The organism is Nocardioides sp. B129/18 (assembly GCF_055282735.1).
This window is the reverse complement of sequence record NZ_JBUZJI010000027.1, coordinates 44,943-51,630: the sequence shown is the minus strand read 5'-3', so window position 1 is coordinate 51,630 and position 6,688 is coordinate 44,943. Positions and strand designations below refer to the sequence as shown.

General features: G+C 72.2%; 7 protein-coding genes. 3 read left to right on the top strand and 4 right to left on the bottom strand.

What is annotated here, in order from left to right; genetic code table 11:
* Window positions 1–102 precede the first annotated feature (102 nt).
* Entirely contained in the window at window positions 103–474 is a 372-nt protein-coding gene (locus ACZDWJ_RS16640) for a helix-turn-helix domain-containing protein (protein ID WP_463522718.1), read from the top strand.
* Window positions 475–514: 40 nt separating this feature from the next.
* On the opposite strand, the gene ACZDWJ_RS16635 is transcribed toward ACZDWJ_RS16640, so the two are convergent.
* On the bottom strand, window positions 515–1,108 hold the full coding sequence (locus tag ACZDWJ_RS16635) for a ClpP family protease (RefSeq protein ID WP_463522716.1): 594 nt from the start codon (window positions 1,106–1,108) through the stop codon (window positions 515–517).
* Window positions 1,105–1,713 (bottom strand): ClpP family protease, encoded by a 609-nt coding sequence (locus ACZDWJ_RS16630; RefSeq protein WP_463522714.1) that lies wholly within the window; start codon window positions 1,711–1,713, stop codon window positions 1,105–1,107. The genes ACZDWJ_RS16635 and ACZDWJ_RS16630 overlap by 4 nt, the downstream gene beginning before the upstream one ends.
* A 113-nt stretch (window positions 1,714–1,826) precedes the next feature.
* On the opposite strand from ACZDWJ_RS16630, the gene map reads away from it, so the two are divergent.
* A complete protein-coding gene (gene map / locus ACZDWJ_RS16625) occupies window positions 1,827–2,594 on the top strand; it encodes a type I methionyl aminopeptidase (RefSeq protein ID WP_463522712.1) in 768 nt (255 codons plus the stop codon).
* A 124-nt stretch (window positions 2,595–2,718) separates the two neighbouring features.
* Here map and ACZDWJ_RS16620 read toward each other — a convergent pair whose 3' ends face one another.
* Together ACZDWJ_RS16620 and ACZDWJ_RS16615 are read right to left on the bottom strand one after the other, a co-directional pair.
* Window positions 2,719–3,966: a cytochrome P450 gene (locus tag ACZDWJ_RS16620; protein ID WP_463522710.1), complete on the bottom strand. Its 1,248-nt coding sequence runs from the start codon at window positions 3,964–3,966 to the stop codon at window positions 2,719–2,721.
* 66 nt (window positions 3,967–4,032) lie between these two features.
* Window positions 4,033–5,283, bottom strand: a complete 1,251-nt coding sequence (locus ACZDWJ_RS16615) for a cytochrome P450 (protein WP_463522708.1) — start codon at window positions 5,281–5,283, stop codon at window positions 4,033–4,035.
* A gap of 121 nt (window positions 5,284–5,404) precedes the next feature.
* Here ACZDWJ_RS16615 and ACZDWJ_RS16610 point away from each other — a divergent pair, with 121 nt between their 5' ends.
* Window positions 5,405–6,568 (top strand): steroid 3-ketoacyl-CoA thiolase, encoded by a 1,164-nt coding sequence (locus ACZDWJ_RS16610; RefSeq protein ID WP_463522706.1) that lies wholly within the window; start codon window positions 5,405–5,407, stop codon window positions 6,566–6,568.
* Window positions 6,569–6,688: the final 120 nt, after the last annotated feature.

Here is a 6,688-nt window from a genome sequence, read left to right as displayed (position 1 = left end):
GCTACGACGAGACCTGCCCGTCCTCCGACGGCGCATGCGCCCTGGTGATCGTCTCAGCCGAAGCCCTGGCGGCCCTCCGCGCGCTCCTCGTACCGTCGAGGGATGGGTGAGCTGCTCGCGTTCTCGGTCCGTCCCTCCGATGCTGCGTCAGTCGCTCCTGCCGCCCCGACTCCGCCGGCGCGACCGGCCGAGCCGGAGCCGCTGTGGCGCGAGCTGGTCGGCGCCCGTCTCCGCGAGGCCCGCACCGCGGCCGGACGCACGCTGGGCGACGTCGCCCGCGAGGCCGGCATCTCGCTGCCCTACCTCTCCGAGATCGAGCGCGGCCGCAAGGAGCCGAGCTCGGAGGTGCTCGCCGCCGTGGCCGGAGCGCTGGGGCTGGGCCTGGTCGACCTCACCGCGGCCGTCACCCGCACCCTCGTCTCCTCGCCTCTGCGTGGGACCGCGCCGCGCGGCCCGGTCGCGCTCGCCGTCTGAGCCCGTCCGCCCGTCCGGCGCACCCCCTCCGGCTCCTCGGTCACGGCGCCCGGCTCTCCAGGACGCCGTCGGCCAGGCCGTAGGCCACCGCCTGGGCCGCGGTGAGGATGAGGTCGCGGTCGGTGTCCTCGCGCAGCCGCTCCACGCTCTGGCCGGTGTGCTCGGAGAGCACCTGCTCCATCTCGCCGCGCAGCCGGACGATCTCCGCGGCCTGCACCTGGAGGTCGGGCAGCGCACCGCGTCCGCCGCCGCTGGGCTGGTGCAGCACCACGCGCGAGCGCGGGAGCACGAACCGGCGTCCCGGCGTGCCGGCCGCCAGCAGCACCGCGGCCGAGGACGCCGCCTGCCCGATGCAGGTCGTGCCGACCGGCGAGCGGACGAAGCGCATCGTGTCGTAGACGGCGAGCATGGCCGTCACCGAGCCGCCCGGGGAGTTGAGGTAGAGGCTGATCGGCTGGTCGGGGTCCTCGGCCTCCAGGTGCAGCAGCTGGGCGATGACGGCGTTGGCGACGCCGTCGTCGATCTCGGTGCCGAGGTAGACGATGCGCTCGCTGAGCAGCCGGCTGTAGACGTCGAGGGACCGATCGCCGCGCGGGCTGCGCTCGATCACGTTCGGGATCATGTAGGTGCTCATGCGCGTGCTCCCGCCAGGCCGAAGGTCGCGCCCGGACGGCCCGGCGTCACCGAGCCGACCGTCTCCAGCACGGCGTCCGCGATGCCGTACTCGACCGCCTCCTCGGCGGTGAACCAGCGATCGCGCCGGGCGTCGCGCTCGACGCGAGCGACCTCCTGCCCGGTGTGCTCGGCGATGAGGGCCATCATGACGTTCTTGGTGTGCTCGAGGTTCTCGGCCTGGATCTCGATGTCGATGGCGGTGCCGCCGATGCCGGCCGAGCCCTGGTGCAGCAGCACCCGGGTGTGCGGCAGGACGAAGCGCTTTCCCGGCGTCCCGGCGCCGAGCAGGAACTGGCCCATGCTGGCGGCCAGGCCGAGGCCCAGGGTGCTGACGTCGTTGGGGATCAGGCGCATCGTGTCGTAGATCGCCAGACCGGCGCTCACCGAGCCACCGGGGGAGTTGATGTAGAGGCTGATGTCGCGCACCGGGTCCTCGGCCGAGAGCAGGAGCAGCTCGGCGCACAGCCGGTTGGCGATGTCGTCGTCGACCTCCTGGCCGAGCAGGAGGATCCGCTGGTGGAGCAGCCGGTCGGCCGCGGTGGGCGTGTGGACGGTCGTGGTCATGGCTCCACCCTGGGCCGCCCCCGGCCGGCGTCCCAGGGATTCTGCTGCGGGGCGATCTGCCCTCGGCAGAGCCGCGTCGTCCGGCGACCGTGCCGCCCGCCTAGGCTGATCCCATGATCGAGCTGCGCACCCCCGCCCAGATCGAGGAGATGCGGGCCGCCGGCCGGTTCGTCGCCTCGGTCATCACCCGCCTCGCCGAGGTGGCCGACGTCGGGGTGAACCTGCTCGAGCTCGACGCCGAGGCGCACCGGATGATCCGGGAGGCCGGCGCGGAGTCCTGCTACATCGACTACCACCCCAGCTTCGGCGCGTCCCCGTTCGGCAAGGTGCTGTGCACCTCGGTCAACGACGCCGTCCTGCACGGACTCCCCCACGACTACCGGCTGCGCGACGGCGACCTGCTCAGCGTCGACTTCGCGGCCTCGGTGGACGGCTGGGTGTCGGACTCGGCGCTGAGCGTCGTCGTCGGCACCCCGCGCGAGGAGGACCTGCGGCTCATCGAGGTCACCGGGCGCGCGCTCGAGGCCGGCATCGCCGCAGCCAGGCCGGGCAACAAGATCGGCGACATCTCCCACGCCATCGCGACCGTCGCCCGCGAGGCCGGCCTGCGGATCAACACCCAGTTCGGCGGCCACGGCGTCGGGCGCACCATGCACGGCGACCCGCACGTCCCCAACGACGGGCGCCCGGGCCGGGGCTTCAAGCTGCAGCCGGGCCTGGTGATCGCGATCGAGCCGTGGTTCCTGCACACCACCGACGAGATCCTCACCGACCCCGACGGCTGGACGCTGCGCAGCGCCGACGGCTCGCGCGGCGCGCACATGGAGCACACCGTCGCGATCACCGCCGACGGGCCGCTGGTGCTCACCGCACGCGACTGAGACCGGTCGACGGGGCCGCGGCCGACGGCGCTCCGGCATGGGACCGCCCCGCCCGCCATCGGGGGGATGAGGCGGGAGGGGCGGCGTCGGGGGACGTCCCGGGACGTCGGATCGTGCGAGAGCGTCAGGAGTAGGCGACCTCGAGCCGCTTGATGCCGTTGACCCAGGCGTGCCGCAGCCGGTCGGGCTCGGCGAGCTTGCGGATGTCGGGCGCGTGGTCGGCGAGGGCGTCGAAGATGACCCGGATCTCCTGGCGCGCCAGGTTCGCGCCCAGGCAGTAGTGCGCGCCGTGGCCGCCGAAGCCGACGTGCGGGTTGGGGTCGCGGGTGATGTCGAAGCGGAAGGGGTCCTCGAAGACGTCCTCGTCGAAGTTGGCGCTGGCGTAGAACAGCCCGACGCGCTGGCCCTTGCGGACCGCGACGCCGCCGACCTCGGTGTCGTTCAGGGCCGTGCGCTGGAAGACGCTGATCGGGCTGGCCCAGCGGACCACCTCGTCGACCATCGTCTCGGGGCGCTCGCGCTTCCACAGCTCCCACTGCTCGGGGTGGTCGAGGAAGGCGTTCATGCCGTGGGTGATGGCGTTGCGCGTGGTCTCGTTGCCGGCCACCGCGAGCAGGATGACGAAGAAGCCGAACTCGTCGTCGGTGAGGCCGCGATCGCCCTTGTGGGCGGCGATGAGCTTGGTGACGATGTCCTCTCGCGGGTTCGCCTTGCGGTCGGCGGCGAGCATCATCGCGTAGCCGAGGATCTCCGCCGCGGCGATCTCCGGGTTGCCCTCGATGTCGGGGTCGTCGTCGGAGGCGAGCATCTGGTTGGACCAGTCGAAGAGCTTGTGCCGGTCCTCCTGCGGGACGCCGATCAGGTCGGCGATGGCCTGCAGCGGCAGCTCGGCGGCCACCTGCTCGACGAAGTTGCCCGAGCCGGCGGCGACCGCCTCGGTGACGATCGTGCGCGCGCGGGAGACCATCGTCTCCTCGAGCTCGTTGATCGAGCGCGGGGTGAAGCCGCGGGAGACGATCGCCCGGTGGGCGGTGTGGTGGGGCGGGTCCTGGTTGAGCAGGATCGTGCGCTGCAGCTCGATCTGCTCGCGCAGCATGCCCTCGGAGAAGCGGATGATCGCGCCGTTCTCCTCCGCCGACCAGTCGCGGCTGTTCTTCGAGACGGCGGCGACGTCGGCGTGCCGCGTCACCGCGAAGTAGCCCGAGCCCGACTCCGGCGCCATGCCGTCGTAGGTGCCCGGCGCCTGCTCGACCCAGGTGACCGGGAACTGGCGGCGTGCGGCGGCGAAGGCCTCGTGCGGGATGCCCCGCACGATGAGGGACGGATCGGTGAAGTCGGAGATGTCCTCGGGCAGGACGTCGCTGACGGTCACGGGCGGGCTCCTCGGGGTGTCGTGGGGTGGCGGTGTGTCGTCCGGACGGTGGGCGATGCGGCGGCGTCAGCGCTGGTAGGCGACGCGCAGCTCCTTGACGCCGTTGAGCCAGCCGCTGCGCAGGCGGCGGGGCTCGCCGCGCTGCTCGATGCGCACGCCGGCCGCGGCGGCGTCGGCCAGGGCGTTGAACATGAGGTCGACCTCGAGCCGGGCCAGGTTGGCGCCGATGCAGTAGTGGGCGCCGTGACCGCCGAAGGCCTGGTGCGGGTTGGGGTTGCGGGTGACGTCGAAGGCAAAGGGGTCGGTGAAGACCGTCTCGTCGAAGTTGGCGCTGGCGTAGAGCAGGCCGACGCGCTCGCCGGCGGGCACGGTGACGCCGCCGATCTCGACGTCGCGCAGGGCGGTGCGCTGGAAGGCCGTCACCGGGGTGGCCCAGCGGATGATCTCGTCGGTGGCGGTGCGCGGGCGGTCGGCGCGGAAGAGCTCCCACTGGGCGGGGTTGTTCAGGAAGGCGTGCATGCCCCACGTGATGGCGTTGCGGGTGGTCTCGTTGCCGGCCACGGCGAGCAGGATCATGAAGAACCCGAACTCGTCGTCGGTGAGGCCGCGGCCGTCGACGTCGGCGGAGACCAGCCGGGTGACGATGTCGTCCTGCGGGTTGCGGCGGCGCTCGTCGGCCAGCGCCATGGAGTAGCCGAGGATCTCGGCGAAGGCCACCATCTGGTCGCCCTCGACCTCGGGGTCGTCGTAGCTCATCAGCTGGTTGGACCAGCTGAACAGCCGCCCGCGGTCCTCCTGCGGGACGCCGAGCAGCTCGGCGATGGCCTGCAGCGGCAGCTCCGCGGCGACGTCCTCGACGAAGTCGCCCTCGCCCTTCTCGATCGCCTCGGCGACGATCGTCGTCGCGCGCTCGCGCAGGTTGTCGTGCAGGGCGTTGATGGCGCGGGGGGTGAAGGCGCGGGAGACGATCTGGCGCAGCTTGGTGTGGTCGGGCGCATCGTGGTTGATGAGCAGGAAGCCCGAGCCCTCGCGCTCGTCCTTGGTCATCCCGGGCGCGAACCGCATGATCACGCCGTTGGCCTGGGTGGAGAAGTCGGTCTGGTTCTTCGAGACCGCGGCGACGTCGGCATGGGTGCTGACCGCCCAGAAGCCGGTGTGGTCGGGGAAGCCGGCGCGGGCGTCCTCGTCCTGGGCGACGAACGACACCGGTGCCGTGCGTCGCATCGCCAGCAGCTCCTCGTGGGGCACGCGCTCGGCCAGGACGTCGGGGTCCGTGGGGTCGAACGAGGCGAGCGGCACGTCAGGGGCGAGGGTCACGGTGATCTCCCGGGTCGGTGGAACCTGTTCTAGTGATCAGGGTTACATACCCGCAGTACGCAGGGAAGGGCATCTCGGCGAGTCTTGCCGAAAAACAGGAACTTGTTCTAGTTTTCGACGCATGGGCAATCCCGTGATCATCGACGCCGTCCGCACCCCCCTCGGCCGCCGCAAGGGCTGGCTGGCCGGCGTCCACCCGGCCGTGCTGCTCGGCTTCGTCCAGCGCGAGGTCTGCGAGCGGGCCGGCCTCGACCCCGCGCTCGTCGAGCAGGTGATCGGCGGCTGCGTCACGCAGGCCGGCGAGCAGAGCAACGACATGGTGCGCCGCGCCTGGCTGCACGCCGGGCTCCCCCAGCACACCGCCGGCACCGCCATCGACGCCCAGTGCGGCAGCGGCCAGCAGGCCGCCCACCTCGTCCACGACATGGTGGCCGCCGGCTCGATCTCGGTGGGCATCGCCTGCGGCGTCGAGGCGATGTCGCGCATCCCGCTCGGCGGCAACGTGCCCCCCGGTCTCGGCGACCCGCGTCCGGACGACTGGACCATCGACATGCCCAACCAGTTCGAGGCCGCCGACCGCATCGCCCGCCACCGCGGGATCAGCCGCGCCGACCTCGACGCGTTCGGCCTGGCCTCCCAGCAGAAGGCGCGCGTCGCCGTCGACGAGGGCCGCTTCAAGCGCGAGATCGCCCCGTTCACCGCGCCCGTCCTCGACGCCGAGGGCAACCCGACCGGCGAGACCCGGGTGGTCGACGCCGACCAGGGGCTGCGCGAGACCACCGCCGAGGGCCTCGCCGGCCTGCGCACCGTCCTCCCCGACGGCCTGCACACCGCCGGCACGTCGTCCCAGATCTCCGACGGCGCCTCCGCCGTCCTGATCATGGACGAGGACCTCGCCCGCTCCCTCGGCCTCACCCCCCGCGCCCGCATCCGCACCCACACGCTCGTCGGCTCCGACCCGTACTTCCACCTCGACGGCCCCGTCGACGCCACCCGCCGCATCCTCGAGCGCGCCGGCATGACGATGGCCGACCTCGACCTCTTCGAGGTCAACGAGGCCTTCGCCTCCGTCGTCCTCTCCTGGGCCTCGGTGCACCAGCCCGACCTCGACCGCGTCAACGTCAACGGCGGCGCCATCGCCCTCGGCCACCCCGTCGGCTCCACCGGCGTCCGCCTGATCACCACCGCCCTCCACGAGCTCGAGCGCCGCGACGCCTCCACCGCCCTCCTCTCGATGTGCGCCGGTGGCGCCATGGCCACCGGCACGGTGCTGGAGCGGGTGTAGGGGGCGTACGCGCGCAGTTTCATCGGCTGACCGATGAAACTGGTGGTTGCACGCTGAAACTTCATCGTCCAGGTGACAGTTTCAGGCGCAGATCGACACCCGGGAAGGCCTCGATCCGTC

Excerpts from the sequence above, each read along its gene's own strand:
- ACZDWJ_RS16640 (WP_463522718.1), top strand. The coding sequence starts at position 103 with ATGGGTGAGCTGCTCGCGTTCTCGGTCCGTCCCTCCGATGCTGCGTCA.
- ACZDWJ_RS16635 (WP_463522716.1), bottom strand. The coding sequence starts at position 1,108 with ATGAGCACCTACATGATCCCGAACGTGATCGAGCGCAGCCCGCGCGGC.
- ACZDWJ_RS16630 (WP_463522714.1), bottom strand. The coding sequence starts at position 1,713 with ATGACCACGACCGTCCACACGCCCACCGCGGCCGACCGGCTGCTCCAC.
- map (WP_463522712.1), top strand. The coding sequence starts at position 1,827 with ATGATCGAGCTGCGCACCCCCGCCCAGATCGAGGAGATGCGGGCCGCC.
- ACZDWJ_RS16610 (WP_463522706.1), top strand. The coding sequence starts at position 5,405 with ATGGGCAATCCCGTGATCATCGACGCCGTCCGCACCCCCCTCGGCCGC.